This window comes from Desulfovibrio ferrophilus (genome assembly GCF_003966735.1).
Lineage (GTDB): Bacteria > Desulfobacterota > Desulfovibrionia > Desulfovibrionales > Desulfovibrionaceae > Desulfovibrio_Q > Desulfovibrio_Q ferrophilus.
Genome location: NZ_AP017378.1, coordinates 1812010 through 1836886, shown reverse-complemented (window position 1 = coordinate 1836886; position 24877 = coordinate 1812010). Strand labels below are relative to the sequence as shown.

The window sequence follows — 24877 nt, the reverse complement described above, 5'->3', positions numbered from 1 at the left end:
CAGATTCATTTAGCTGAAATTATTGAATATTATGTATAAGGAAGTTTTAGAGTTGACTTCCAACGTTAATTGATAGAGTTTTTCTGCATGAAAAACACATCCGCTTCTGAATTTGTCTATTCATTCCCTGCTATTCGTGGAATTCAGGCAAAAAGAGAATATTATATCACAATGTGCCCTCTTAAGCTTGTTCCTCGGCTGTTCAAGTTTGTCGAGGAAGACTTGCCTCCTGAATTAAGGGCGCAGCGTAGCATCAACAGGCAGAGAATCCCTGCGATTGCCCAATATATTGTGAAAAATATTGAAAGTTATGCCTTTTCATCTCTTACGGTTTCAATTGACGGAGAGGTGAGTTTTGAACCGTTTGGCGATGATGTTGTAGGAAGAAAACAAGGAGTGCTGACCATACCCATGGAGGCTAGGTTTTTGATCAACGATGGTCAGCATCGTCGAGCCGCTATTGAAGAAGCTCTGCAAATTTGTCCTGAGCTGGGGGAAGAAACCATATCCGTTGTGTTTTTTGTTGACGCAGGGTTGGAACGAAGTCAGCAGATGTTTGCTGATTTGAATAGATATGCGGTGAGGACTACTCGTTCTTTGGGCATTTTGTATGATCACCGGGACCCTATGGCTCGTTTGGTAACTAAGCTAGTTGCGAATGTCCCTGTATTTATCGGGATGACCGAAAAGGCGAAGACCACGATTTCCAATCGCTCTCGAAAGCTATTCACTTTGAGTAGTATCTACCAGGCAACGAAGCGACTGCTACAAAAAAGAAAAGATGAAAAAATTACACGAGCCGAAGAGAAGCTAGCTCAGGATTTTTGGCGTGAAGTCTCCAGATGTGTTCCAGATTGGCTCCTTGCCGTTCAGCGCAAAGTGAGTCCTTCAGAGCTTAGAACTGAGTATATTCATGCACATGGGATTGCCTTGCAGGCACTTGCTATTGCAGGTTCTGATCTCATTGTTCGCTGTCCGGATACCTGGAAGGAGCGTCTCCCTAGGTTGGAAAAAGTTGATTGGTCCAGGAGTAATCTTGCCCTCTGGGAAGGTCGAGCAATGATCGGTGGTAGGCTTAGTAAGGCAAATAATAACGTCATGCTAACTGCGAATGTATTGAAAAAAAGTTTAGGACTTCCGCTTAACTCCATAGAACTTGAGCTTGAGGAAAAGTATGCTGCCGGAAGAAAGTAATATTACTCGTGATAAAATAGATTTGATATGTGCCACAATACAAGATTTATATACTGCTGATGATAGGCCTTGGATTATCGGTTTTAGTGGGGGTAAAGACTCGACTACAGTGTTGCATTTGATATGGATGGCACTGTCTCAGCTGTCTTTATCTAAATTGAAAAAGAAAATATATTGCATATCTTCTGATACATATGTTGAGATGCCGTTAATAGAGAAATATCTGCATAGTAAGATTGATCATTTGAACCGTTCTGCTGCTTTATCTGAAATCCCTATCGAAGCTTATACGGTGACCCCTGATGTAGATGAAACATTTTGGGTTAACCTGATTGGACGTGGGTATCCTGCGCCATATCGCAATTTTCGTTGGTGTACAGATCGAATGAAAATTAAACCGACAAGCAGGTTTATCAAAGATAAGATTGCAGTACATGGGGACGTCGTAATAGCTCTTGGTGTAAGGAGAGATGAAAGTTCAGCTCGTGCAAGCAGCATGCAAGCAGAAAGAACGACAGAAGATGGTAAGAAAATTGGTCGAAAAATTATATCAAAATATGTTTCACAACATAAAGATTTGCCAAGTGCATCTGTTTTTTCTCCAATTGAAGATTGGACGACAGAAGAAGTCTGGGAATTCTTAGATAAGCACGATGCTCCTTGGGGTGGTGATCATAGCGAGCTTAAGATTCTTTATCGTAATGCTCAAAAGGCTGATGATGATGGAGAAGACGAACTTGCCGAAAAAACATTTGGGAATAGTAGATTTGGCTGTTGGACATGCACCGTCGTCCAAAATGATATTTCGATGGAAGCTACTGTTTTGAAAGAGGGCAATGCATGGATGATGCCCCTGCTGAAGTTCCGAGATTGGCTGACCACTACACAAGACCCGGAGAAGAAAGGGGATATACGTGAGTTTAGGCGGCGTACTGGGAATGTTCAGACATGGACGGATGCTGACGGTAAAAAATCCATTATTTGGGGACCATATACATTCCAATTTCGAAAAATAATTTTACGGAAATTATTGCAGGCCCAAACTCAGGCTCGACTGCTTAAAGGCGATCTTGAGTTGGAGCTTATACGCCGAGACGAGCTTTTGGCCATCCGCCAGCTGTGGCGTTGCGAGGAAGGAGATTGGGGTGATTCCTTCAAGCAGATTTATAAGGATGAAGTGGGCGTTGATCTCGATGCACCAAGAGATGATTGGTCAGGAATGGGAGTGACGGAGCACAATATTCTGCGTGATGTGTGTGAGAAGCATGAATTGCCAGTTGGCCTTTTAACTGACCTTTTTGCCATGGAACAAAGATACAATGGCATGAGCCGAAGATCGAAAATCTTTGATAATGTTCATTCGATTTTGAAGAAAGACTGGCGAACTCGAGATGAGGTATTCGCTGAAATCGCAAGGCAAAATTCTGAGCAACAAACCGGCATAGGGGATCTCGTACATGCTGCTGAAAAAAATAATTCTTAATAATTATGGCTTATATAAAGGGAAAAAGATTTTCGATCTGACTCCGAGGATGAAGTATAATAAAATTCGGCCTGTTGTTTTGTTCGGAGGAAAAAACGGTGCAGGAAAAACGACTCTATTCGATTCGCTTCGCTTGGCGTTATACGGAAAAAACTCTTTAGGTAATAGGGTGAGTAAGCAGGAGTATTTAGATTTTTTGCGAAGCAGAATTCATCGTTCGCCTAGCGATGTCGTTGGTTCTTCAAACGCGTCAGTTGCTTTGGAGTTTGATTATGTCTCAATGGGGTTGACAGACACTTATTTTGTAGAGCGATCTTGGGCGATTGGAAATGGAAAAGGCATTTTAGAGCATCTGCGGATTGAGAAAAATGGGGAGAAGTTGGAGGGTGTTACTGCTGATTTTTGGCAAGGTTTTGTCGAGGATATTATCCCTGAACGGCTGTCCACGTTGTTCTTTTTTGATGGTGAAAAGAAAATTCAAGATATTGCCCAAGATGGCGTGGGTAATAAAGCTCTTGCAGAATCTATTCGAAGTCTTCTTGGTTTGGATATTGTTGAGAGATTAAAGTCTGACCTTGGAATTTATAGGTCCCGCGAAGTTAAAAAGGTCGCTAGCCAAAGCTGCGTCGCGCAACTGGCTACTCTTGAGAGTGAGCGTTTTAGTTTTGAGGAAGGTCTTTCCAATATTATCGAAAAGCTTGGTGAGGTTCGTAAGGATATAGACATGATCGAAGGAGCTGTTCGGAGGAAAGAAAGTCAGCTCCATAGCGAAGGTCACGTTTTTGCTCGGCAGCGAGAATCGTTAATAGTACGAAAATCAGAGTTGGCTACTTCTATAGAAGAAATACAGAAAGCTATTCGTGAAGAATGCGAAGAGGTATTTCCTTTTTCATTTTGCCCAACAGTCGCAAAAAAACTCGTAGTGCAAATTGAGAACGAAGTTGACCAAAGGCGACTAAGGATTGTTGGGGATGAACTGAAAAATATTGAGTTAGAGTTGCTGAGATCCCTGGAAGGGTTTGGTGGTGAAGGTGTTCAGGTCCCAGCGATAGTTTCGAGCGTTATTGAAGGGCGATTAAATGCGATTCATTCAGGTGTTGAGTCCCAGGAGTTCTTGGGGCTTTCTGAGTCAGAGTCTCAACATGTATTATCCTGGTTAAGTGCTGCCGAGAAAGATTCGAGGCCGAGAATGCAACGGCTTGCTCAACGTTTGGAAGAGGTAGTTCGGGAATTGCAAAAAGTTGACCGAGAGATTGCCAAATCCCCGAGTGACTCAGTGCTCAACCCAATTATGGAAGAGTTGGCTGGGTTGAACCAGCGCCTAGGGATGAAAGAGCGCGAATATCATGTTCTCGAGGATCAAAAGCGAATTATTAAGAATAAAATTTCTGAAACAAATCGATTGTATGAACGTTTGGTAAAACGCGAACAAGATGAGTTAGCTGCCGGTGAACGAGTTGAGATGGTGGCGCGTATTCAGAATGGCCTAGATGAATATATTGATAAGCTAACCAGGGCGAAAATTGAGGAATTAAAGACTACCGTCGCTTCATGCTTTAATTCGTTAAGCCGCAAGGGAGATTTGATTCGAGAGATTGATATTGATCCTGAGACGTTTGGGGTGACGCTTTTAGATCGTTATGGAAATTCTTTGCCTAAGGAAGAGCTCAGTTCTGGTGAAAAGCAAATGTACGCAGTTGCAATGCTCTGGGCACTTACAAAGGCTTCAGGCAGGGCGTTGCCTGTGATTATTGATACTCCCCTCGGGCGGCTCGATAGCGATCATCGTAGGAAGCTGATTCAAAATTATTTTCCTAAAGCTTCTGAGCAAGTGATAATTCTATCTACCGATACTGAAGTTGATCAGGATTGGTATAATGAGCTTAGTCCGAGTATTTCACATTGTTATCATTTGAAATATGACTCAGATAGTAATCAGACAATTGTCTCTAACGAATATTTTTGGCGAGGATGAGTGATGAATAGTCTGAAGTTACAAAAAATTCCATTTTCAAAAGATGCGGACAATAAGCTCCGTGCTTTGAAGTCCCGGACTGGTATAACTCCTAATATTCTCTGTAGAATAGGATTTTGTATGTCTTTGGAACGAAGTAATTATCCTTTGCATGTGGAAATTCAGGAGAAAGGTCGAGAGATTAATCGCCATACATTGCTGGGAGATTACGAGTCCATTGCTGTTTCATTGTTGAAGGTCTGGATGGATATGAATTCAGCCCCTATGGAAGAACTTGACGATTTGTTTGTTTCGCATATGAACCGTGGGGTTGTTAGCGTTTTCCAAAAGGTCAAATCACTGTCTGATATGGTTTAGTTCGTACGAAGCGTTATGGTCTAGGGCTTTTTCTGCCTATGCAGATCCCAACTTTTTCTTTTGCGGCAAGTATCTTTTTTTCTTGAATTGTTGCCTCCCTCCCAAAGGGGCCATGTTCGAATGCAATCTTATACACGATTTTGATGGCTTCTTCTGATCTTTCAAGTAGTAGGCTTAGGGTTTGAATGTTTTTGGTTGTAGGTGCAAGGCTAAGGATGGTTTCAAGCTCTCCATCCTTGTATTGTTTTCCTTTTCTTGAGTGCATTGCTTCTCCTGCGGTCGACAATTATTGATCTGATATTTTATCTAATAGGCCGCAGTAGCTAGTTAAGAATTCTTCTACATCGTATGGCTTGCTTGTGAAATTTTCAGCTAAAATTTCATATCCGCCACTTGCATATTCATTTAAAGTGTTAAGCCCTTTGTCCGTGAGTTTTGTAGATACATCTGGATCTATTATACTTGCTAAATGTTCTTGTACCAAAGTTTTTTCTGTTGGTGATATGCCATACCGCTTTAGCTCTGAACTTATCATCAGCCCAATTATAAGCTTTTGAACTGGTATATATGTTTTTACAAAATTCTTCTGGAATTCAGTGGTTTCTGATTTGCCATGAACTTTGCTTTTTTTTCCAGAAGCAATGCCAAGCATGAGGCACAGATAATAAATATCGAATTTAGTTTCAAAGTATGGTTTTTGGTCTTTGATATTTTTGAACCAGTTGTCTGTGTCATTTCTTAGGTAGAAGGGCATATTTTACTCCAGGTCTCTATCAAATTGCATAAAGTATTGCTTTCCATATACTAGCGCGCATGTGTCATTTTGAGCATGCTCATATTTGTCGATATCATGCAGTAGTTCTTGTGTGCCTTCGCTTTTTCCGAAGATGGTCATATAATGAATGCCGTGCTCGCAATTCTTCTCTAGAGCTGTTACGAAGCCTGCTCTTTCTGGGGAAATGGTAAATGCCACAAATTGTTTGCATAATTTTGGAATAATTTTTCCGATTTCTTGGCGTACCTCGAAAGAGATTGGGTTTGCAGGGCTATCCACAATGAGCGGAAATTGGTGTTTTCCTCGATGAAGCAAATTTGTTAGGAATGTATAGCCAACGGATAATGTTTGTCCCACGCTGGCGCCATCTTGATTTTTTAGTTTCAGTGATTCTCCAATTGACTCAATCTTAAGTGGGCTTCGGCTTAAAATTACATCAAGTTTAGAGTTGCATTCGTTTGTTAGTTCTTCTCTTATGTAACGCCTTGATTTTTCTAAGGCCTGTCTTGCAATTTTTTTCAATGTCTCTGTTCGCGACTGTAGATCAAGGGTGTCAGATATCTCTGCAACCTTTTTTCTTGCTTCTTTGTATTGTCTTTCTAGTGACTTGAGGCAGTTTGTTTTTGCATCGTCTGTCTCTGCAGGCTCTCTTTGAAATTCATCAATAATTTTTTTTGTCTTTTCGTTTTTAGTTTCCAAATCTTTGCGTTCTTCTTCGAGAATTTTTAATTCCTCTCCGCCGCTGTCGATAAATGCATCATGGGCTGCTCTAGTTTCGCTTTCTACTCTTTTCTTGTGGATAATTGATAGTCTTAGCTCGTCTAGCTTTGTTTTGAAGTCGTTATGCGAAGATCCTTCTGGTTGAAGAAATTGATCTATGTCTTGTTTGAGTCCATTGAGGAAGCCAGAAGTTTCTTCTGCAAGGTATTGCTCAGCTTTTTTCTTTACTACTGACCTTGCTTTTCCATCCATTGGCCGTCCACATATGCACTCATCTTCTTCGAGTAGCTCAATGAAAAATTGTTTCGAAGTGCTGGATGGTAGCTTTAATGTGTCAAGCTGATGTTTCAAGCTTGTAAGGTTGTTAGTGAACTTTTTCGTTAAAACATGGGGGGTTCTAATAAGAGATAGTAATTCGAGAGCAATCTCTTTAGATTTGTTTTCTGCTGCTTCTTGTAGCTCAAGTTTTTCAAAATATAGAATTCTATTTTGCTCTTCATTGTTTGTGTGTTTACTCATCTCTGTTTTTATAATTATAAGCCTGGCGTTGTTTTCTGAAATACTGTCATTGTGCTTCTTGAGCTTTTTCTCGATTGATTCAATTCGATCGTGAATTTTCGATGCTTTGTTTCTCCATTTATTGAGGCCTTTGGTTGTTTTAGATGAGCTGTTTTGGGTTGCTTTTTTCCAAATTGATTCAGCTTCATTTTCAATTTCATTTAGTAAGTAGAGTTGGCATAATGCATCAATTGCATTCTCTGCTTCAGATTGCCGGGCATCTAGGAGGCTGTCTGCAAATTCACCATCAAATACGAATAGCCTAACAAATTTTTCAGTCAAAAAACGGTGTGCCTGGGTTGGGGGGTTCCATCCTTTGGTGATTCCTCCACTCCCTGGTGAGGTGGTTGTGTATGTTGCTGTTTCGTTTTGAAAGTCTAGTGTGAGCTCGAAGGTGAGGGGACGATCGTCAATAAGAAGTGTTGTTTCAAAAAATCCAGTAGAAAAGTCTGAATCGCGTCTTTTATATCTTAAGATGGTGTTCTTGTCCCAAGACTGTGCTTCTCCACTCATTGAAGCTCTAAGTAAATTTAAAGTAGTTGTTTTTCCCGTGCCATTTGGCATTTGAATTAAGGAGATGGGTGCAAGTATTCCATTGTGATTGAGGCTAACTTCAATGTCGGGACATCTTAAATTTTTAGATTTCCATCCTCCAATTTCAATTTTCATCTTCCGCCTCGTACGTATCAGTTTGGATGCTGTCTAATGTGGTGCTTAAGAATGTATTTGTGTCTTCAGGTGTTATGTTCCCGTTGCTCATTTCATTGAGCCAGGCGATGATTTTGTTCGCAGTTAAAGGGCTTTGCCCCAGGTCGTGTGTGGCTTCAATAACGGCCTTTTCAAGTTCAGTGTCTATAGACATTTATTCTGTCCTCTTGGTTTTTGAGAGAGCGCTTAGCCATTCGTATCTTTCCTTATCTGTATTATGCGCTTTCTCTTCATTAATGCCTTGTACGAAGTCTATGATTGTTGCTCGTTTAGAACTATTGTTTGGGTCAGTACGCAAACATCTTCCGATGCGTTGAATGGTCTCAAGTTTTGCCCTTGCAGCAGAAAATAGAATCACATTTTTCAGATTTTTAATGTCAATTCCTTGGGAGATTCTGTGGCAAGTAATCAAGCAGTCTATCCTTCCGTTTGAGAATTCAATGAGGTGTGACCTGTCGTCATCTCCATAGTATGTTCTGTACTTTGATGTTTCTGTATGTATTATTGGAAGTATTTTGTTCCCATATTCTTTTGTTTCGACGAATACTATTGTAGATTTAAGTAGTTCATTTTTGTCTCTAATATGATTTTGGAATACTGCTGGCTTTTGTTCTGCTGTCTTGTATACTTTTGATAGCTCTATCCATACTTCTTGTCTGGTCATTGGGTTGCCTGACTTTCGCCTTGCCGCTTCTCTTGAGTGTACTTTTTGTAGGCGCTTTTTATCATTCTGAGTTAGTTCATATTCTAAAGCGACATAATCAAATTCACAGAGGATTCCTCTTTGGATCGCATCTTCAATTTTAAAAGTGTAGATTGTCTCCCCAATTTCATCAGATAAGAATTTGTTCCCTTCTTCATCATATTCTCTTTCAGGTGTTGCGCTAAGCCCAAGTCGGTAGCCGAATTGGTGATGCTCGCCTGCTAAATTTTTGCAATGGCTAGGTGAGCCGAGGCCATGAACTTCGTCATGTATTATTGCTATTGAATTTCTTTTGTTGATGGGGAGTTGTTTAAATAAATCTTTGAGTGCTCCTCGAGATATTATAATGGCGCTATTTTCTGGATTTGATGAAAAGAAGTTCATCTCATGATTTTTTTCGTATTGCCTGAGCACGGTGTAGTTGAAAGAGTTTTTTAGATTCCATGAATCAATTTCTTTTCGCCATTGATCAAGAAGATCAACTCCATCTGTGGTAATAATTACGCTGTTGATTTTTTTTTCTTTTATTAATTGCGTTATAATTTTGATTGCAGTTCGCGTTTTGCCTGTTCCGGTCGCCATTTCCAGGATGCCTTGTTTTGCAAGAAGAAATTTACTTACAGCCTCATCTTGGTGGCGCCATTTGTTGTCAGGTTGTTCTGGGGTTGCCCCTGTCAAAGGCGGTGTTTCTTCGTCAATTGGCATACTTTGAGGCGAGTATGATTTGATAAGTTTCATCACCTTTTTTGAAAGCGTCAGAACTTCAAGGCCAGGCGCATTTCCTCGCCAGGCTTCTATGAACTGCTCAAGTTTGATTTCAACTCGTTCTGTTTCTGATGCTATCCAACTTCGATAGACATCAATTGATTCATAGTTTCTTTTATGTCCTGAAAGTGTTTCATTCGCTGACCCGGTGAAAGCAATAGAATCTCCAGATGGATATTTGAAAATTCCAATTTTTTCATGGAACATTCCATCTGTTTCTTGCCCTGATGGTTTTGCGAATCGTATTTCCAGTTTATTATTGGCGATTAACCATATTAATATTTTAATTCTACGGACCTTGTTTTCAGGTGCTGATGGGTTCTTAGTGAACTCGATGACATCAACTAATATTTGGTCAACTAGTATCTGATAATATTTCTCTTTATCAATAGGATCGATGATTTTTTTTAAAGCAGATTTATCGTCTTCGCTTAAGCATGGAGATATAAGTAGCTGAATTTTTATATCGTCTGATTCGGTGATTCTTGGCAGTGCTTCAGCCCATGTAATGAGAGCACTGCTTGAAAAGAATCCTGTGGAGCGAAAATACTCTGTGCATAAGCTAAGGCAGGGCGAGAAAAAATCTTTTCCTAAATCTGAAATACCAGTTCTGTAGTGGCTTTTGATTGTCTCTCGTAAGTTTTCTGTCATTATTATATTTTTTTTATATCATTTGATTACATATTCTTTCGGTATGCATAATGCTTTTCTTTCTATGTGGTGTTGTTTTAATGCAATGTGTAAGTCTATTTGTGTATTTTAAAAAAGAGGCGTCAGTGTCCCGCGTGGGATGCCGTCGCCTCTGCTTTTGCCTGCTATTAGCGTGAATCGTCGTCGGTGCCTGTGGCAATCTTCAGTGGAGATCTGCCACCGCTAACGTAGTCGAGTAGCGCCTGCTTTATTTCTTCCTCGCTGGCTCCAACTGTTTGGAGTGTTGTTTTGATATCAGCGAGCTCCTTTCCTAGTTCGGTCTTTGTTTCAATGTCTTCGTCTTTGGATTGCCCCCGTTCGTCTCGGAACATGGAGCCTTCACCAGTGAGGACCCAATTAGCGTTTAATTCGAAATTTTTTATCCAATTGGTCAAGGCTTTAGCGCTTGGGAGTGTTTTCCCGGAGAGATAATCCGACATTGTTTGTGTCGTGATCTCGCCGAGCTCTGCGAGCTTCTTTTTTTGTATTTTTTCGGATGATATAACCGATTGTAATCGTTCGGCTAATCCGATGCTGTAAGAATTCTTCACTATAAAATCCGAAATTTTAGTTGCCGACTACGAAATTCTGGAATATCACTTCACTTAACGACTGGGTGAAACAGCAAACACCAGCCATGGAGAGTCACTTATGGAAAAAATAATTGTTAACTTATGTGAATCCCTACACCTCCAAAAACCTAACCGTCAAGCGCGTCTCAAGGCGTGGATGGTGACGTATGGCCTGGAATCACGCGAATTGGCTCGTGCAGCAGGTGTCAGCCCGCAGATGATGTCCATGATCATTTCTGGCCGTCGTGCTCCGCGTGAACGCATCGAGCGGCTCGTGCAGGCTGGAGTGCCTCGTGAATTGCTTCCTGATCCTCGCGAGGGGAAGCGCAGTTCCAGCTCTTCCATCGCCTGATCCACCGTACATCAATCAATGAAGGTGTCGGCGCGTGCCGACAACATGAGAAAGCAAGAGGAATTACATCATGTCTTTGAATCTCGAAAAGCTCAGCCTGTACGACGCAATTCAACTCTCCGTGAGCAAGTCCGGCAAAACGCGCGACGAGATCGCCGCCGAGGTCGGTTGGGCGGCGTCCAACGCCAACCGCATATTCTCCTCAGAAAACTACTGGCCCAGCCTGCCAACCGTGGCGCGGTTCTGCGTGGCCTGCGGCAACACGTTGCTTTTGGATTGGCTGCATTCCCAGGTTCGTTTGGGTGGCCTCAAGTTTGATCCAGAGCCCATGGACGCGGCTGATCTGGTGCTTTCCATGGGGCGCATGTTTCGCGAACTGGGCGATGTGGCCCGCGTGGGCGAGCGCAGTGTGGCTGACAACCACATCAGCCCGGACGAGGCGCGTCGGCTCATGCGCGAATTGTATGAGCTGATTGAGGAGGCCATGGCCACGCTCTCCGGCCTGCAGGCCCTGCGCAACGCACCGCAAGACGGATAGCCGTGCCGTGCTCGTTGCCCCTGGGGAGTAACCGTATCCCCTCCAACGCGGGGAGGCCGTTTACCCCCATTTGCCACTCGGCGGTTTCCCCGCATCCCCTGGTGCAACGATCGTTCACTCACTCCTTAACCGACGTGTGGCCACTGCGCCCGCCTCGCAAACAGCATGGAGGAAGTCATGGACGCCTTGAACCAATTCGATAGCACTTTGCGCAAGATGAAGCAGATCGCTTTGGATTTGCGGAGCGAGCAGGTTTGCCGTGAGGAGGATGAATCCTCCGTGACTGCGGCACTGGCTATGCTGGAGATGGTGGGCCGCCGGATGCATTGCAACGTGGCCCGTGGTGTTGCGTCGCCTCCTCCGTCGTCCTGCGCGGATTGGCGTGAACGTCAGCTCCCGGCCGGGGACAGGTAAGGAGAACGCCATGCTTGTGGATACCTATCGACTTCCCATTGTTCCGCCTGTGGCCACACCTGAGACGGCTGAGCCTGCCCGGGCGGTTATCGTGGCTGAGGATAAGCACGGTCGGCTTGTGGAGCGCCAGTTGGAACTAGAGCCGGATTTGCCTTCCTTCGTGCGTCTGCTGGCTGATCTGCGGCGCTGTGGCTACCGGGGGATTGTGCTGCGCAAGGTGGCGTCATGAGCAGCGCACTGTGGGCCGATGCCCTTGGGGCGGGATATTTTGCCCTGGGGCTGTGGTTGGCTGTGGCCGTGACGAGCGAGGTGCTTCGTCTGGTGGGGAGCCTGGCGGGGAGAGTGGGCGATGAATAGCGCGGTAGTTTCTCCGGGTATTCGTCGGGCTCTGGGACGCGCCCGGCGCGCCATGGATCCGGACCTAGCGGCTCGCGAGGGCAGGGCTGTGGTGTTGTGCTCCGCCATGACGGCGTTCTCACTGTTTAACTCCATCAAGAAATTTTCGGGCGAGCAGGGCGAAGCCTCGCGCCTACGCCGCCGGGCTGAACTGCTGGTCAGCGAGCTGAAGGCGTTGGAGTCGCTTTGTGGTGATGGATGGAGGGATGAATATGAGCACCTGTGAGTCTTGGGCGTCCTCAGAGTCTTATTGTTCCGAAAAATGGACGACTGAAGCCTTCGGATTAGCCGCTACGGCGAGTAAGTTTGGTGGACATGATGGAAATCAAACCGCCCAGCAGAATGTATCCGAGTATAACCTCTGCCATAACCCAATGTTTTGCCTGTGCGGTAATTGGGGTCACATCGCCGAAGCCCAGAGTCGTGATGGTGACTGTGGAGTAGTAGAGCAGGGTGTCAAAGTTCCAGGCAAGACCGTTGGACAGGTGAAAGGCATCTACACCGATGTGCTCATACGCAAAAGCGAATCCAACAGCCGCTGCAATGCACCATCCCAGCCACAGCATAAACGAGCGCCCACAGTCGCAAAGGATCAGCCAGGGGATGTAGAGAAGCCAAAAGCGCCAGTGTTTGTTGTGAACGCGAAATTCTTCGATGAAGTCTTGGTCCATGGCGAATCTTCGAAATTGCTGACTGCCGTGGCAGTTGCCGAGCTCGATGTCTCGGTATCCTCCTCGGGATATTCCCCATTGCTTGTAGGAAATGTTGCGGACGTCAGCTTCATCAAGTTGGGCACCCCTGAAATTAGTTTTTTGAACCCTTGTATCCATGAGCAATGTTCGTTTGAGGTTTGCGCTGCCCATATCAGCGCCCTTGAGATTTGCGCACGAGAGATTTGCATTTTTGAGGTTCGATCTAGGAATTTCTGCTTTCTCAAGGTTGGCGGCTGGAAGTTCTGCCGCTTGGAGGTTTGCATTCCAAAGCCGTGCATATTTAAGATTTGTTTGTGCGAGATAGGCACCTTGAAGATTTGCATCATCAAGGTTCGCATTTTTGAGGTTTGCTTTTCCAATGAGTGCATCTTGGAAATTAACCTTCTGCAAGTTTTTTCCCTGAAGGTTCGCCCCGCTCAGATCAGGGGTTATGTGGGGATTGTCATCCCGCCATTTATTCCATTTTGTGACGCCAGTCAGAAGAATTTCGAGATGCTTGGGGTTAGCCACTGTGCAGCTCCTTTAGGTCATTGTTCTAAACAATCAAAGCTACATAGTGCTTTACGCATGAGGATGCCAGCATGAACTGGTTGCAGATCATTCTTGCCGTGCTCTCTGGTGGTGCGATTTTCTTTATCGCCCAGGGGAGCCTTTTGGTGGGCTGCGCCCTTAACTTGCCGCCCAGCCGTTTTGGATCCGCGAGACGTTTCGGGCGCGGCAGTGGGGCATGTTCGTCCTGTCGCTTTGGTACACGCTGGCTTGGGCAAATGGTTTGTTCGCCAGCCTAGGGAGGTAACGGATGCTGCAACCAGGGATGGATATCATGATGCAGCGGGGCAAACAGAGGCCCGTTGTGGTGCGGGTGGACCGGCGCGATGCGCGTGGGTTCTGGGTTGGATTTCAGCATGTGCAGGGGCGCGTGCGGCAGGATCATCTGCGGACCTTTCGCGGGGCAGAGGTGCAGGCCGTGCGTGTGCCGGAAGGATTTCAAAAGGTGCTGCCGGGTGTGCTGGTGGCGGACACGGAACGAGAGGAGGGAATCAAATGAGCGGTGAAAACTTATTGGGCAAAGGGTTCAGGGACATTGCTACGGAGGCATTTCAGGACGCTTTGGCTGCCCTTGCCGAGAGTGGACAGATCGTCTTCGTGCGCGAGGCGGAGAATCCGTATCAACATCGCCAAGCGTTCACGACGCGAGAGGTGGCCAAGCTCTATGGTGTGTCGCGGCGGACGCTGGAGCTGTGGCGCTCCGAGGGGCGCGGGCCTCGGTACACACGCCACGGCAAGCAAGTGTTGTATCCGCGTGCGGCGCTGGATAATTTTTTTGTGAAGCAAGCAGTGTTGACGGTGGACGATGATGGCCTGTTGTAGGCGGTCAGCCTTGGGCGGCGTCCGTAGCCGTGTCGGTGTTTTCTTCAGCGGCGAGGTCGGCGGCTTTGAGTACGTCGGCGATGATGGCTTGGCGGTCACGCTCTTGGCCGGGGATAAGCTTGGCGTAACGAAGGGTCATGCTGATCTTTTCGTGGCGCATGAGTTCTTTGAGTTCCTGGAGGGTGACCCGGCGGGATTGGGCCAGCCAGCTGGCAAACGTGTGCCGCAGGGTGTGGAAGATCACATGGTCGCAGGGGCGCGGCCAGCCTTCATTGAGCTTCAGGTCGGCAACGGCGCGGCCAAAAGCGGAGCTGATGCCACTGGTAATGCGCCCACCGTTGCGCGCCTGGAAGATATGCTCCCCAGGGGCACGGCTATAGGACTGCAGCAGCTCGATCATGTCCGCCGGGGCGGGGATGGAGTCGCGGCGGCCACCCTTGGCCGTGAAGCTGATCACACCTGCCGAGGTGTCCAGGTCCGCGCCGGTGATGCTGAAGATCTCCACCGCGCGCAGGCCTGTCTTGAGGGAGAGCAAGCTCATGTCGTGCAGCTGCTTGGAGCGGTTGCGCAGGTTCGCCAGCAGGCTTTTGGCCTCCTGTGGGGTGAGGTAGCGGTTGGATTCGTTATCTGGCTGGGGCAGAGAAAATTTAGAGTTGCGCCGCGAGCGCATGGGGTTGGAGCCGGAGTAAAGCTCCATGCCGATGGCGTGGTTGATGGCGCGGCGGGCAAAGGAGAAGCAATGGTTGACCGATTGTTCGGACATAAGGCGTGCGAGCTTGGCTTTGTGCTCTGTCAGGATGGCTACGGTGATGGCCTCAATGGGCAGGGCGGCGAACGCGGCACGCATGTGCTTGTTCCAACGGCTCAGCTCCTTATCAATAAACTTACCCTCGGCGCGCGCCCAGGCCTCGTAGGATTCCACGGCCTGGCCGACGGTGAAGCGCTTGGCCCCTTTGGCGGGGATGGGCTTGCCGTCGCGCACGGTGTTGACCACGTCGTTGCGCTTTTGGCTTGCGTACTCGGGGGTGATGCCCTCGGAGGCCCAGCCAATGGTCTGCCAGTGACCCTTATTGTCTGCGCCCTTGTACCAGATCACAAAGCAGCGATCCGCACGGCCCCGGTGAGGGCGACGGTTGGGGGATTCGCGATAGTAAACACCACGATAGCGGGTCTTGAGGAACTTGCGAGTAGCCATGCTCTACGGATAAGCGATGCGCATCGGGTTCGCAACTCACTTATCCATAACTTATCCAAGAACGACAAAGGGGCTACGGTGATTAACCGTAACCCCTTGAAATTCTTGGTGCGCCAGGGAGGATTCGAACCCCCGGCCGTCGGCTTAGAAGGCCGATGCTCTATCCAACTGAGCTACTGGCGCGCGCGGAAGGAGGGGACATATACTCCAGGATGGGGATGGGGGTCAAGGCTGCGTATCCCATCTGAGGAGCTGGATTCCGAATTCCCCTGAGACCCGCTTGGTGCGGCGTAAAAAAAGTGGTGCCGGAGTGTCGGATGTTTGGAATTCTCCTCAGCGATGTGATATGTTCTCTGATATTGGGGAAACATGTGGCGCAGTTGCCAGGACGAGGTGAGTATGTCTCTGGCGCTGCAAGGGAGTTCTGTGCATGAAATTCAAGGTGCTGGGGTGTTCCGGCTCAAGGCAACCGGGGCATAACCTGACGTCTTATTGCATCAACGACACCATTCTTCTCGATGCCGGGGCTGTGTGCGGATATCTAGACGTCGAGGATCAGGAGCGCATTACGCACATCCTGGTTTCCCATGCCAATCTCGACCACACCAAGGATATCGCGTTCCTGGCGGATAATCTGGCGAGTGCGGTCTTTGCCGGACGCAAGGGCCCCGTGCAGGTGTGTTCGCAGATCAGTGTGCTCAAGAGCCTGAAAGACCATCTCTTCAATGATGATATCTGGCCGGATTTTACAGCGATTCCGTCCAAAGAACAGCCGACGATTGTTCTTGAACCCATCGAGTTTGGCGTGCCGCTTCATCTTGGCGGACTGAATGTCATTGCCTTCCCTGTGCCGCATTCCTCCGGCTCCACTGGTTTTGCTCTCTATGGAGAGGACCCTGCCGAGCATGTTGTCGTAACTGGCGATACCGGCCCCAATGGAGGCTGGACCAGCTTCGTCAATGACCTGCACTTCCCTGTGAATAACTTGGTTGTTGAGTGCTCTTTCCCTAATGAACTCGAAGGATTGGCCCTGGCATCGGATCATCTGACGCCGCGTTTGCTCAAGCAGAAGGTGGAGCGCTTAAAGATCAAACCCGTGCTTTACGTGACCCACCTGAAGGCTATATACACCCGCCAGATTCAAAAGGAACTCCAGCACGAGCTGGCCGGGTACCAATATCATTTACCTCGGAAAGGCGTTGTCTACGATTTCTAGGTTCAGCAATTTCAACGAAGTCATGGCCCATCTTGACGGGCTGGGCATGTTCCATATGGAGCTTGGCCTTTCAAGGGTTGCCAAGGCCCTGTCTACCTTGGGGCTGACCCGTCCGCCGTACAAGGTGGCGCATGTGGTGGGCACCAATGGCAAGGGCTCCACCTCTCGTTATCTGGCGGAGATCGCCTCGGCTCACGACTTGCGCGTCGGGCTCTATTCCTCCCCACATTTCGTAACCCCTCGGGAGCGTGTGCTCGTCAATGGCTGCATGCTGAGCGAGTCGTCTTGGACCGGGTTGGCCAATGAAGTCTTCCATGCTTCGGGCGATGATGGATTGACCTATTTCGAATTCATCACTGTACTGGCAGTTTTGGCCTTTGCCCGCGCTGGCGTGGACGTGGCCGTGATGGAGGCCGGGCTGGGGGGGCGATACGACGCTGCCAACGCTCTGGAAACGGACCTCACGGTGTTCACGCCCGTGGGGTTGGATCATACCCAGATTCTGGGAGACACGCTGGATGCCATTGCCAGGGACAAGGCCGGGGCCATGCGTCCGGGAGTTTTGGCCGTGACCGCCAAACAACACCCCGAGGCCAAGTCCGCGCTCATGGATGTTGCCGCGCGTCTCCGCACTGCATTATTGGATGGTGTAACGGCCCAGGGGGCCGTTTGTCCTGTCCTGGCACCCGGTATGCTGGGGCCGCACCAGATTGCCAACGCCCGTTTGGCTTTTGCTGCCTGGAAGCTTTTGACTCGATCCATGCACCTGTCTCTTGATTTGGAGGCGTGTATCCAGGGGGTGTCACAAGCCCGATTACCCGGGCGCTTTCAGTGTATTTCCGGTGAGCCGGAATTGATTCTGGATGGGGCGCATAACCCCCAGGCTCTGGATGCCCTGGCCGCGACGCTACGTACCGAGGGTATTGAACCCCAAGCCGTGATCTTTGGCTGCATGCAGGATAAGGACTTACGGTCCATGGCTCAGCAGGTGCAATCCCTGACGCAGGGTCCGATCTTTGCCACGGGGCTACCAGACATGGAGCGCGCCATGGCGTCTGGTCCTCTGGCCGTCGCCTTGGGTGAGCGTGCTCATGGGGTCCGCGACATGGCGGAGGCTCTGGAGCATGTGGCCAGCCTGAATGGCCCCGTACTGATTTGTGGCTCCTTGTATCTGCTGGGAGAATTCTTTGCCTTGCATCCCGAGCATCTGGGCATGCACGGACCGGATGTATCCATCTAGGTCCACACGATTCTCGATCATTACATGCTGTTAATGATGCCGTTCTTGCTTCCCGCACTTGCCCTGATACTCGAGGCATTGGGTTGTGGTCTGTCCACACTCAGGCCGAGGCACGTTTGTGCCTCTGTGTGATGGAGTTGTGGGGACTTGCGGCAGGGCTGGCGAACGGGTAGCATTCCCGGCAGTTTGAGTACAACTGGACCCTTATTCATACGGAAGGCGAATATGGCGAATCTGTATCGGCATCTGCCGTCAGTGGACGCGGCGCTTGCAGCGCTTTTGGAGGACCCGGAGCTTGCACTCCTGCCCCGGCTCCTGCTGAAGGACCTGGTGAATGACACGTTCGAGGCTCTGCGCGAAGATATCCGTGAGGGGAGCATAGAAGACCCTGCCGGACTGAAGCTTGATGTCCTGTTGCCCGGCCTGCGGGTTGCCGTGCGCAGTGGTGCGCGTCCGCATTTTCGGCGCGTGCTCAATGCCACAGGCGTGGTCATTCACACCAATCTTGGTCGATCCATCCTTGCGCCGCAAGCCATGGAGGCCGTAAGCGACGCCTGCGCCCATTACTCGAATCTCGAATTTGCTCTGGAAACGGGTGAGCGTGGCAGCCGCTACAGCCATGTGGAGCCGCTCTTGTGTCGTCTGACCGGAGCCGAGGCCGCCCTGGTGGTCAATAACAACGCCGCCGCCGTAATGCTCATTCTGGACACCATGGCCAAGGGACGCGAGGTTGTCGTCTCTCGCGGGCAACTGGTGGAGATCGGCGGTTCTTTCCGTATTCCGGACGTGATGGAAAAGAGTGGGGCCATCCTGCGCGAGGTTGGAGCCACCAACCGCACTCATCTTCATGACTACGAGGATGCCATCAACGAAAATACCGGTGCGCTGATGAAGGTACATTGTTCCAATTTCCGGGTCATCGGTTTCACCAAGGAAGTGTCGGCTTCCGAGTTGGCTGCCCTTGGGCAGAAGCACGACCTGCCCGTAATCGAGGACCTGGGCAGCGGCAGTCTGTTCGACTTCGGTGGTGGTGCATTGGATGAACCCACCGTGCAGCAGGCCGTGGCCGCCGGACTGGATGTGGTCTCCTTCTCTGGCGACAAGGTCCTGGGCGGGCCGCAGGCCGGGATCATCGTGGGCACCAAACGCTGGATCGACAAGATCAAGAAGAACCCCATGAACCGGGCCCTGCGCATCGACAAGATGACACTTGCCGCTCTCGAAGCCACCTTGCGTCTGTATTTGGACCCCTTGACGGCAAGGCGGTCCGTGCCCACCTTGAAGATGATTACTGCCACTGCCGATGAACTCAAGGTCAGAGCGAGACGACTCAAGAATCGTCTGGGCAGGGACCTGGGGGATACGGCGACTGTGGATTTGGTCCCGGGTGTGTCCCGTGTGGGCGGGGGCTCTTTCCCGGAGCGTGATCTGCCGACGACACTGGTCACCGTGGAACCGAGCACAAAGATGGCGGCCGACGAATTGAAAGCGCGACTGCGCGACACGACTCCGCCACTCATCGGGCGCATCGAGGATGATCGCTTTTGTCTGGACCCACGGACTCTGGAAGACAAGGAATTTCAATTGGCCTCCGCAGCTTTGCAGCAGGTCCTGAACGCTGAATAACGACACGCATTCTCAAGGAGATTCATACATGGCCAAGACCAAGAAGCCCGAGTTGAACTACGAAACCAAGAACTGCTGGGATGTCTATTCCTCCAAGCAGGATATTGCGGCCATGGATGACGTGGCCACCCGCTACATCGATTTCATCTCGCAGTGCAAGACTGAACGTGAAACTGTTGATTTCATTTTGGAAAAAGTCAAAGCCGCTGGCTTTGAGGAAGGCTACGGCAAGGACAGGGTCGTGCGCGTGATGCGTGGCAAGACCGTGTTTTTGGCTCGGCGCGGCAAGCGTCCATTATCAGAGGGCGTGCGCCTTGTGGGTGCCCATGTAGACACCCCGCGGCTGGACCTGAAACAGCATCCTCTCTACGAATCCTGCGCCGTGGGCCTGGCCAAGACCCATTACTACGGTGGAATCCGCAAGCACCAGTGGCTGGCGCGCCCTCTGGCCCTGCACGGCGTGGTCGTGAAGGCCGATGGCCAGACCGTGCGTGTGAATATCGGCGAAGATCCCACCGACCCGGTGCTGACGGTCCTCGATCTGTTGCCGCATCTGGCTTATGCCCAGATGGAAAAAACAGTGACCAAGGCCTTTGAGGCCGAGAAGCTGAACATTGTGTTGGGTCATGCCCCGGCCAAGTCCAAGAAGGGAGATGAGCCCAAGGAACCCATCAAGCAGCGTGTGCTGGAACTGCTCCACGAGAAGTACGACATCGTGGAAGAGGACCTGTTCTCCGCCGAGATGCAGGTGGTGCCCGCCGGTCCTGCCCGTTTTGTCGGTTTGGACGGCTCCCTCATCGGTGGCTACGGTCAGGATGACCGCGTGTGCAGTTTTGCCACTTTGGAAGCCTTTCTGAACAGCACCGAACAGCCCGAACACACGCAGATCGCCCTCTACTGGGACAAGGAAGAGATCGGCTCCGAGGGTGCCACCGGCGCCAAGAGCCTGTTCTTTGAATACTGCATGGAAGACCTGGCGCGTGAGTGGGAACCCGAGACTCGTCTGTCCGAGATATTCCTGAACACCAAGGCCGTGTCTGCCGATGTGCATGGTGCTCTGGACCCCGACTATCAGGACGTCCACGAGAAGCTCAACTCCTCGCTGCTGGGCCACGGCCCCGTGTTCTGCAAGTTCACCGGCCATCGTGGCAAGGTTGGGGCCAATGACGCCCACGCCGAATACGTAGGTTGGCTGCGCGGCATGCTCAGCAAGGCCGGAGTGCCCTGGCAGATGGCCGAACTGGGCAAGGTCGATGTGGGCGGTGGTGGCACCGTGGCCAAGTTCCTGGCCGTCTACGGGATGGATGTCATCGATTTCGGACCCGGAGTGCTCTCCATGCACAGTCCCTTTGAGGTGTCCTCGAAGGCTGATGTTTATGCTTCCATTCAGGCCTATCGCGCCTTCCTAGAAAGCTAGGGCAGGGCGCTGAAAAACAGCCATCTGCTTTGTTGTTTTAAAAAGCCCAAACTCTCGCGTATTGTCATATACGCGTCGAGCTTGGGCTTTTTTTGCGCCTAGCATCTGACCATTTTTGAACGCCCTGAAAAGAGAAGTCGCTTCTCCACTCGTTAGGTATTGCGTCGGCCTTGCTTTGCTTTCGTGCCTACCCCTCGCGGCGATTGAACGCCCCTAGGGGAGTAGTGATTGCCGTGCTCTCAGCTTAAAAGTAAAGGCTTTCAGGGATTCGCTGGAAGCCTTTTCAGTTTTCTGAATTGATTCTAAGTTTTAGTCGTTAAAAATGTCTAAATAAATAATGCATCTAGCTTATTTGTCATTTTAACGTGTCCTTGTGGGTGGATTTTCTGCAGTGAAGGAGTCTCTTTTAGCGTCATGTTTGTGGTTATTATGCTTTTCACCTGACTCCAGTTCTGAGTATGAGTCATAATTGCACTTTTATCAATTGAGATGTAACGATATGTGGCTTTGATATATTGAATGAGTGTTGTTTAAACGTTGTGGAGACGAAAATGTTGGATAGGCCTAAAGAGACACTGATTCGTGCTGGCGAGCTGTTTATGTATACTGTATGGATTCAGTGCCAAATGTCAGATCTTGTTATCCTTCGGAACAATCCTGATAAAATCAAAGCATTTATTTCTACTCCAGAAAGGGTGCCGAACGAGTTGCACTTGAAGAGAGCAGCTTATTGGGAGAAGCTATTTAAAAATGTTATGGGCGAGTTTTTCGATTTATTTGAGGATGATATCACAAAAGATGAAAAGAAATTGATAGAGTATATACATGCGACTCGAAATGCTATTGCCCATTCGCATGTGTCATTGGGCAGGGACTATCATTTGTATAGGCCAGCTGGAGGAAAGAAAAAAGAGGAAGAGATTAAGCGGGTTATGAATCTTCAGTCAATAAAAGACAAGTCTGATCCTATGATGGTGCTTTTGCCTTGGTATGATGATGAGAAATATCTCTACTTTTTCAAGGTAATGAAGTTTATTGATGAAATTACATTTGAAAGGTTGTCTAGCTTAATTGGTGTACCGCATTCTAGGATAAGATAGTCAGTGATTTAACAGGCAATAGCGTGGTTTATGTGTGATATAGAGATGCTTGTTTTTTTCTGTCTCGCTAGGCAATGACACTAAGGCAATAGGTAATGTGAAAATAAATGATTGTAGATTGTTTTGTTGGGTAAGTTCTGTTTTCTGTGCCAAGGTAAAAAACAAAGCCGCCTCTCATTTGAGAGGCGGCTTTTTAATTGGCTTGGGTTCGGGTGTGGCGGAGAACGAGTGGTTATTAGCCCTTGGCCACGGCTTCAACCATTTCCAGCGGGGCCATGGTGCGGTCGGCCACTTCCTGTGGGGAAAGGCCCGTTTTCAGCAGATTGCGGATGACCAAGGGCATGGGTTCACCCACTTCGACCAGATGTCCATCCGGGTCCTGGATTCGGAAGCAGCGTTGCCCCCAAGGCATCTCGCGTACTCCGTGCACAATGGGCACGCCTGCGGATTCGATCTTGTCCCAGGACTCGACGATGGTCTCGGTTTCGAAATAGAGTTCGAAATTGCTGCGGCCCTGTGGACCGGGCTGTTCAGCCGGAGTGCAGCCATGGATCAGTTCGCTGGCACTTGCTGCGGACCACAACGACATGCCACCCGCATAAGCCGTGTAAGCCTCGGCCACCGCGAATTGGACTTCAAGGCCTAACAGGCCTTCATAGAATTTTCTGGCCGAGTTCATGTCCGCCACGAACACGGCGGGCCCTTCGAAGGTAATGCTCATCGTGTTTCCCCTTGTGTGGTTTGGGCTACGCTATCGGTTTTCCTCTCAAAGAGCTAGACCGATGACGGTTCTTCAGCAAGTTCGGATAGCTTGAGGCCGCCAGCGATTTCACCTACTCTGCATAAATCATATTGCAACACGGTTTTCAAGGAGACAGTGCATGCCGCTCATCATGGGCACCGCCGGACATATCGATCACGGCAAGACGACTCTCATCAAGGCTCTCACGGGCATCGACTGCGACCGGCTCAAGGAAGAAAAGAAACGCGGCATCACCATTGAGTTGGGATTCGCATTTCTGGATATGCCCGATGGGGGCAGGCTGGGTGTCATCGATGTCCCCGGACACGAGCGTTTCGTGAAGAATATGGTGGCCGGGGCCGCAGGGGTGGACTTTGCGCTATTGGTGATCGCGGCTGACGAGGGCGTAATGCCCCAGACCCGCGAGCATTTGGAAATTTGCACTCTGTTGGGAATCAGGCACGGCTTGGTGGCTCTGACCAAGACCGACATGGTGGACGAGGATTGGTTGGAGATGGTCACGGATGATGTCTCCGGTGCGTTGGCGGATACCTTTTTGGCCGAGGCTCCGATCATGCCCGTGTCTGCACATACGGGCCAGGGGCTGGATGAGCTACGAGCTGCCATCGCCGAGCTTGCAGGAACTTATGACAGCCACCGTCGTTCGGATCTTTTCCGTCTGCCTGTGGATCGCATCTTCACCATGAAGGGACACGGCACCGTGGTTACGGGGACGCTGGTCTCCGGCAGTATTTCCGAGGGGGAGGATGTCCGTCTGTATCCCAAAGGAACGGTCACCAAGGTGCGCGGGTTGCAATCTCACGGTACGAGCGTGACCGAGGCCCCCGCCGGGCGGCGTACGGCCGTGAATCTGGCCGGACTGGAGGTGGAGGATGTGACCCGTGGCGAGGTGCTGGCACGTCCGGGGTCCTTGTTCCCCAGCCTGGTCTGGGATGTGGAGTTGGACTATCTGCCTTCTGCCGGTCGTGAGCTGAAGCATCGCCGCGAGGTGCACCTGCACCACGGAGCACGTGAAGTGCTGGCACGAATTCATTTGCTGGATCGTGATGCCCTGCGCCCCGGCGACAAGGTGATCTGTCAGATTCGCCTGCCCGAGCCGCTACCCGGGGTCTATGGCGATCGCATTGTGTTGCGATCCTTTTCGCCACTTCGGACCATTGCGGGAGGGCGCATCCTGAATCCACTGGGCCGCAAGGTGAAGCGATTCGATGAATCCGGGCTGGCGCGTTTGACCGGGCTGTCCGTTGATGATCAGGAAGCCGTGCTCGGAATGCAGTTGACCCTGGCCGGAGCCGAGGGCTTGTCCCTTGCACAGCTCAGGACTATGGCCGGGCTGGAGGCCAAAGCCTTGGACAAGGCCTTGCAATCGTTGCTCAGTAAGGGTGAGGCCTTTTTGTTTGAACGCGAGACGCGTCGGTACGCCTCGGGCCAGGTCGTTGATGAACTTTGTGAATCCGCATTGGCATTCGTGGATGCCTTCCACAAGACGGATCCCATGAAGCAGGGCGTCTTGCGTGGTGAGTTGGCCTCCACATGGGGCCGTGCACTGCCGGAACGCCTGTTCCACGCCATTGTGGAGCGGTTGCTCAAACGCGGCGAGCTGGTGGCTGAAGCCGAAGCTCTGCGTCTGAAGGGGCACAAGGTCAGTCTGGCTGCGGATCAGGAAAAATTGCGGGAAGCCGTGCTCGGGGCCTATGCCTCAGGCGGTGAGACACCACCCAATCTGAAAGATGTGCTGGAGCCGCTGGGAGTGAGCTACAAGGAAGCCGCAGGCGTGTTCAGGCTGCTCATGGAGCAGGGTAAACTGGTCAAGGTCAAGGAGGACATGTTCTTCCATGCCGAGGCTCTGGGGTCCATCCGTTCCAAGGTGGTCAGTTTTCTGGAACAGAGTGGTGAAATGGCGGCCCCGGACTTCAAGACCATCACCGGGCTTTCTCGAAAATTCGCCATCCCGCTTCTGGAGCATTTCGACAAAGACAAGCTCACCGTGCGAGTGGGGGATAAGCGCAGGCTTCGCAAGCGCTGATGACTTCTTG

27 protein-coding genes and 1 tRNA gene are annotated in these 24877 nt (G+C 49.8%); 18 read left to right on the top strand and 10 right to left on the bottom strand.

The window, feature by feature from the left end; all coding sequences use genetic code 11:
- The first annotated feature begins 87 nt into the window (after positions 1-87).
- From dndB to dndE, 4 genes are read left to right on the top strand one after another with little or no spacing between them, the layout of a single operon-like run.
- Positions 88-1194 carry a DNA sulfur modification protein DndB gene (gene dndB, locus EL361_RS08575; RefSeq protein ID WP_126378533.1) on the top strand — a complete coding sequence of 369 codons (1107 nt, stop codon included), beginning with the start codon at positions 88-90 and terminating at the stop codon, positions 1192-1194.
- A complete protein-coding gene (gene dndC / locus EL361_RS08570; RefSeq protein ID WP_126378531.1) occupies positions 1175-2677 on the top strand; it encodes a DNA phosphorothioation system sulfurtransferase DndC in 1503 nt (500 codons plus the stop codon). The genes dndB and dndC overlap by 20 nt, the downstream gene beginning before the upstream one ends.
- Positions 2652-4652, top strand: coding sequence for a DNA sulfur modification protein DndD (gene dndD, locus EL361_RS08565; RefSeq protein ID WP_126378529.1), 2001 nt, complete (start codon positions 2652-2654; stop codon positions 4650-4652). Before dndC ends, dndD begins: the two co-directional genes overlap by 26 nt.
- A gap of 3 nt (positions 4653-4655) precedes the next feature.
- On the top strand, positions 4656-5009 hold the full coding sequence (gene dndE / locus EL361_RS08560; protein WP_126378527.1) for a DNA sulfur modification protein DndE: 354 nt from the start codon (positions 4656-4658) through the stop codon (positions 5007-5009).
- Between the two features lie 13 nt (positions 5010-5022).
- Here the strand turns inward: dndE and EL361_RS08555 are convergent, their stop codons facing one another.
- From EL361_RS08555 to EL361_RS08530, 6 genes are all read right to left on the bottom strand, one after another.
- Positions 5023-5274, bottom strand: a complete 252-nt coding sequence (locus EL361_RS08555; RefSeq protein WP_126378525.1) for a hypothetical protein — start codon at positions 5272-5274, stop codon at positions 5023-5025.
- A gap of 21 nt (positions 5275-5295) precedes the next feature.
- Positions 5296-5763 (bottom strand): hypothetical protein, encoded by a 468-nt coding sequence (locus tag EL361_RS08550; RefSeq protein WP_126378523.1) that lies wholly within the window; start codon positions 5761-5763, stop codon positions 5296-5298.
- Positions 5764-5766: 3 nt separating this feature from the next.
- A complete protein-coding gene (locus EL361_RS08545; RefSeq protein WP_126378521.1) occupies positions 5767-7731 on the bottom strand; it encodes an AAA family ATPase in 1965 nt (654 codons plus the stop codon).
- Positions 7721-7924, bottom strand: a complete 204-nt coding sequence (locus tag EL361_RS08540) for a hypothetical protein (protein WP_126378519.1) — start codon at positions 7922-7924, stop codon at positions 7721-7723. The genes EL361_RS08545 and EL361_RS08540 overlap by 11 nt, the downstream gene beginning before the upstream one ends.
- Positions 7925-9889 carry a DEAD/DEAH box helicase family protein gene (locus EL361_RS08535; protein ID WP_126378517.1) on the bottom strand — a complete coding sequence of 655 codons (1965 nt, stop codon included), beginning with the start codon at positions 9887-9889 and terminating at the stop codon, positions 7925-7927.
- A 167-nt stretch (positions 9890-10056) separates the two neighbouring features.
- A complete protein-coding gene (locus EL361_RS08530; protein ID WP_126378515.1) occupies positions 10057-10479 on the bottom strand; it encodes a helix-turn-helix domain-containing protein in 423 nt (140 codons plus the stop codon).
- A gap of 178 nt (positions 10480-10657) precedes the next feature.
- Between EL361_RS08530 and EL361_RS08525 the strand changes: the two genes are divergently transcribed.
- The 6 genes from EL361_RS08525 (at position 10658) to EL361_RS08505 (ending at position 12426) form a co-directional block, all read left to right on the top strand.
- Positions 10658-10852, top strand: a complete 195-nt coding sequence (locus tag EL361_RS08525; protein ID WP_232034910.1) for a helix-turn-helix domain-containing protein — start codon at positions 10658-10660, stop codon at positions 10850-10852.
- A 70-nt stretch (positions 10853-10922) separates the two neighbouring features.
- Positions 10923-11390 (top strand): phage regulatory CII family protein, encoded by a 468-nt coding sequence (locus EL361_RS08520; RefSeq protein ID WP_126378511.1) that lies wholly within the window; start codon positions 10923-10925, stop codon positions 11388-11390.
- A 177-nt stretch (positions 11391-11567) separates the two neighbouring features.
- Positions 11568-11804 carry a hypothetical protein gene (locus EL361_RS08515; protein WP_126378509.1) on the top strand — a complete coding sequence of 79 codons (237 nt, stop codon included), beginning with the start codon at positions 11568-11570 and terminating at the stop codon, positions 11802-11804.
- Positions 11805-11814: 10 nt separating this feature from the next.
- Positions 11815-12033, top strand: a complete 219-nt coding sequence (locus EL361_RS08510; protein WP_126378507.1) for a hypothetical protein — start codon at positions 11815-11817, stop codon at positions 12031-12033.
- Positions 12030-12161 carry a hypothetical protein gene (locus tag EL361_RS17320; RefSeq protein WP_269471683.1) on the top strand — a complete coding sequence of 44 codons (132 nt, stop codon included), beginning with the start codon at positions 12030-12032 and terminating at the stop codon, positions 12159-12161. Before EL361_RS08510 ends, EL361_RS17320 begins: the two co-directional genes overlap by 4 nt.
- Positions 12154-12426: a hypothetical protein gene (locus EL361_RS08505; protein WP_126378505.1), complete on the top strand. Its 273-nt coding sequence runs from the start codon at positions 12154-12156 to the stop codon at positions 12424-12426. The genes EL361_RS17320 and EL361_RS08505 overlap by 8 nt, the downstream gene beginning before the upstream one ends.
- A gap of 58 nt (positions 12427-12484) precedes the next feature.
- Here EL361_RS08505 and EL361_RS08500 read toward each other — a convergent pair whose 3' ends face one another.
- On the bottom strand, positions 12485-13423 hold the full coding sequence (locus EL361_RS08500; protein WP_126378503.1) for a pentapeptide repeat-containing protein: 939 nt from the start codon (positions 13421-13423) through the stop codon (positions 12485-12487).
- Positions 13424-13712: 289 nt separating this feature from the next.
- On the opposite strand from EL361_RS08500, the gene EL361_RS08495 reads away from it, so the two are divergent.
- Both EL361_RS08495 and EL361_RS08490 read left to right on the top strand, forming a co-directional pair.
- Entirely contained in the window at positions 13713-13961 is a 249-nt protein-coding gene (locus tag EL361_RS08495) for a hypothetical protein (protein WP_126378501.1), read from the top strand.
- On the top strand, positions 13958-14284 hold the full coding sequence (locus EL361_RS08490; RefSeq protein WP_126378498.1) for a helix-turn-helix domain-containing protein: 327 nt from the start codon (positions 13958-13960) through the stop codon (positions 14282-14284). Before EL361_RS08495 ends, EL361_RS08490 begins: the two co-directional genes overlap by 4 nt.
- A gap of 4 nt (positions 14285-14288) precedes the next feature.
- Here EL361_RS08490 and EL361_RS08485 read toward each other — a convergent pair whose 3' ends face one another.
- On the bottom strand, positions 14289-15479 hold the full coding sequence (locus EL361_RS08485; protein ID WP_126378496.1) for a tyrosine-type recombinase/integrase: 1191 nt from the start codon (positions 15477-15479) through the stop codon (positions 14289-14291).
- Between the two features lie 106 nt (positions 15480-15585).
- A tRNA-Arg gene (locus tag EL361_RS08480) sits at positions 15586-15662 on the bottom strand.
- Positions 15663-15909: 247 nt separating this feature from the next.
- Between EL361_RS08480 and EL361_RS08475 the strand changes: the two genes are divergently transcribed.
- The 5 genes from EL361_RS08475 to EL361_RS08455 all read left to right on the top strand — a co-directional run bounded on the left by EL361_RS08475 (position 15910) and on the right by EL361_RS08455 (position 22078).
- A complete protein-coding gene (locus EL361_RS08475; RefSeq protein ID WP_126378494.1) occupies positions 15910-16695 on the top strand; it encodes a 3',5'-cyclic-nucleotide phosphodiesterase in 786 nt (261 codons plus the stop codon).
- Between the two features lie 22 nt (positions 16696-16717).
- The gene (locus EL361_RS08470; protein ID WP_126378492.1) at positions 16718-17935 is read left to right on the top strand and encodes a bifunctional folylpolyglutamate synthase/dihydrofolate synthase; all 1218 of its coding nucleotides are present in this window, start codon (positions 16718-16720) and stop codon (positions 17933-17935) included.
- A 225-nt stretch (positions 17936-18160) separates the two neighbouring features.
- Positions 18161-19561, top strand: a complete 1401-nt coding sequence (selA, locus tag EL361_RS08465) for an L-seryl-tRNA(Sec) selenium transferase (RefSeq protein WP_126378490.1) — start codon at positions 18161-18163, stop codon at positions 19559-19561.
- Positions 19562-19589: 28 nt separating this feature from the next.
- Positions 19590-20978 (top strand): aminopeptidase, encoded by a 1389-nt coding sequence (locus tag EL361_RS08460; RefSeq protein WP_126378488.1) that lies wholly within the window; start codon positions 19590-19592, stop codon positions 20976-20978.
- A 551-nt stretch (positions 20979-21529) separates the two neighbouring features.
- Complete coding sequence (locus EL361_RS08455) at positions 21530-22078, top strand: hypothetical protein (RefSeq protein WP_126378486.1); 549 nt, start codon at positions 21530-21532, stop codon at positions 22076-22078.
- Positions 22079-22313: 235 nt separating this feature from the next.
- On the opposite strand, the gene EL361_RS08450 is transcribed toward EL361_RS08455, so the two are convergent.
- Positions 22314-22799, bottom strand: a complete 486-nt coding sequence (locus EL361_RS08450) for a VOC family protein (RefSeq protein ID WP_126378485.1) — start codon at positions 22797-22799, stop codon at positions 22314-22316.
- Positions 22800-22959: 160 nt separating this feature from the next.
- On the opposite strand from EL361_RS08450, the gene selB reads away from it, so the two are divergent.
- The gene (gene selB, locus EL361_RS08445) at positions 22960-24867 is read left to right on the top strand and encodes a selenocysteine-specific translation elongation factor (protein WP_126378483.1); all 1908 of its coding nucleotides are present in this window, start codon (positions 22960-22962) and stop codon (positions 24865-24867) included.
- Positions 24868-24877 lie beyond the last annotated feature (10 nt).

Bases quoted from the DNA above. Each gene is read 5' to 3' on its own strand.
- dndB (WP_126378533.1), top strand. From the start codon at position 88: ATGAAAAACACATCCGCTTCTGAATTTGTCTATTCATTCCCTGCTATT.
- dndC (WP_126378531.1), top strand. From the start codon at position 1,175: ATGCTGCCGGAAGAAAGTAATATTACTCGTGATAAAATAGATTTGATA.
- dndD (WP_126378529.1), top strand. From the start codon at position 2,652: ATGCTGCTGAAAAAAATAATTCTTAATAATTATGGCTTATATAAAGGG.
- dndE (WP_126378527.1), top strand. From the start codon at position 4,656: ATGAATAGTCTGAAGTTACAAAAAATTCCATTTTCAAAAGATGCGGAC.
- EL361_RS08555 (WP_126378525.1), bottom strand. From the start codon at position 5,274: ATGCACTCAAGAAAAGGAAAACAATACAAGGATGGAGAGCTTGAAACC.
- EL361_RS08550 (WP_126378523.1), bottom strand. From the start codon at position 5,763: ATGCCCTTCTACCTAAGAAATGACACAGACAACTGGTTCAAAAATATC.
- EL361_RS08545 (WP_126378521.1), bottom strand. From the start codon at position 7,731: ATGAAAATTGAAATTGGAGGATGGAAATCTAAAAATTTAAGATGTCCC.
- EL361_RS08540 (WP_126378519.1), bottom strand. From the start codon at position 7,924: ATGTCTATAGACACTGAACTTGAAAAGGCCGTTATTGAAGCCACACAC.
- EL361_RS08535 (WP_126378517.1), bottom strand. From the start codon at position 9,889: ATGACAGAAAACTTACGAGAGACAATCAAAAGCCACTACAGAACTGGT.
- EL361_RS08525 (WP_232034910.1), top strand. From the start codon at position 10,658: ATGGTGACGTATGGCCTGGAATCACGCGAATTGGCTCGTGCAGCAGGT.
- EL361_RS08520 (WP_126378511.1), top strand. From the start codon at position 10,923: ATGTCTTTGAATCTCGAAAAGCTCAGCCTGTACGACGCAATTCAACTC.
- EL361_RS08515 (WP_126378509.1), top strand. From the start codon at position 11,568: ATGGACGCCTTGAACCAATTCGATAGCACTTTGCGCAAGATGAAGCAG.
- EL361_RS08510 (WP_126378507.1), top strand. From the start codon at position 11,815: ATGCTTGTGGATACCTATCGACTTCCCATTGTTCCGCCTGTGGCCACA.
- EL361_RS17320 (WP_269471683.1), top strand. From the start codon at position 12,030: ATGAGCAGCGCACTGTGGGCCGATGCCCTTGGGGCGGGATATTTTGCC.
- EL361_RS08505 (WP_126378505.1), top strand. From the start codon at position 12,154: ATGAATAGCGCGGTAGTTTCTCCGGGTATTCGTCGGGCTCTGGGACGC.
- EL361_RS08495 (WP_126378501.1), top strand. From the start codon at position 13,713: ATGCTGCAACCAGGGATGGATATCATGATGCAGCGGGGCAAACAGAGG.
- EL361_RS08490 (WP_126378498.1), top strand. From the start codon at position 13,958: ATGAGCGGTGAAAACTTATTGGGCAAAGGGTTCAGGGACATTGCTACG.
- EL361_RS08485 (WP_126378496.1), bottom strand. From the start codon at position 15,479: ATGGCTACTCGCAAGTTCCTCAAGACCCGCTATCGTGGTGTTTACTAT.
- EL361_RS08475 (WP_126378494.1), top strand. From the start codon at position 15,910: ATGAAATTCAAGGTGCTGGGGTGTTCCGGCTCAAGGCAACCGGGGCAT.
- EL361_RS08470 (WP_126378492.1), top strand. From the start codon at position 16,718: ATGGCCCATCTTGACGGGCTGGGCATGTTCCATATGGAGCTTGGCCTT.
- selA (WP_126378490.1), top strand. From the start codon at position 18,161: ATGGCGAATCTGTATCGGCATCTGCCGTCAGTGGACGCGGCGCTTGCA.
- EL361_RS08460 (WP_126378488.1), top strand. From the start codon at position 19,590: ATGGCCAAGACCAAGAAGCCCGAGTTGAACTACGAAACCAAGAACTGC.
- EL361_RS08455 (WP_126378486.1), top strand. From the start codon at position 21,530: ATGTTGGATAGGCCTAAAGAGACACTGATTCGTGCTGGCGAGCTGTTT.
- EL361_RS08450 (WP_126378485.1), bottom strand. From the start codon at position 22,799: ATGAGCATTACCTTCGAAGGGCCCGCCGTGTTCGTGGCGGACATGAAC.
- selB (WP_126378483.1), top strand. From the start codon at position 22,960: ATGCCGCTCATCATGGGCACCGCCGGACATATCGATCACGGCAAGACG.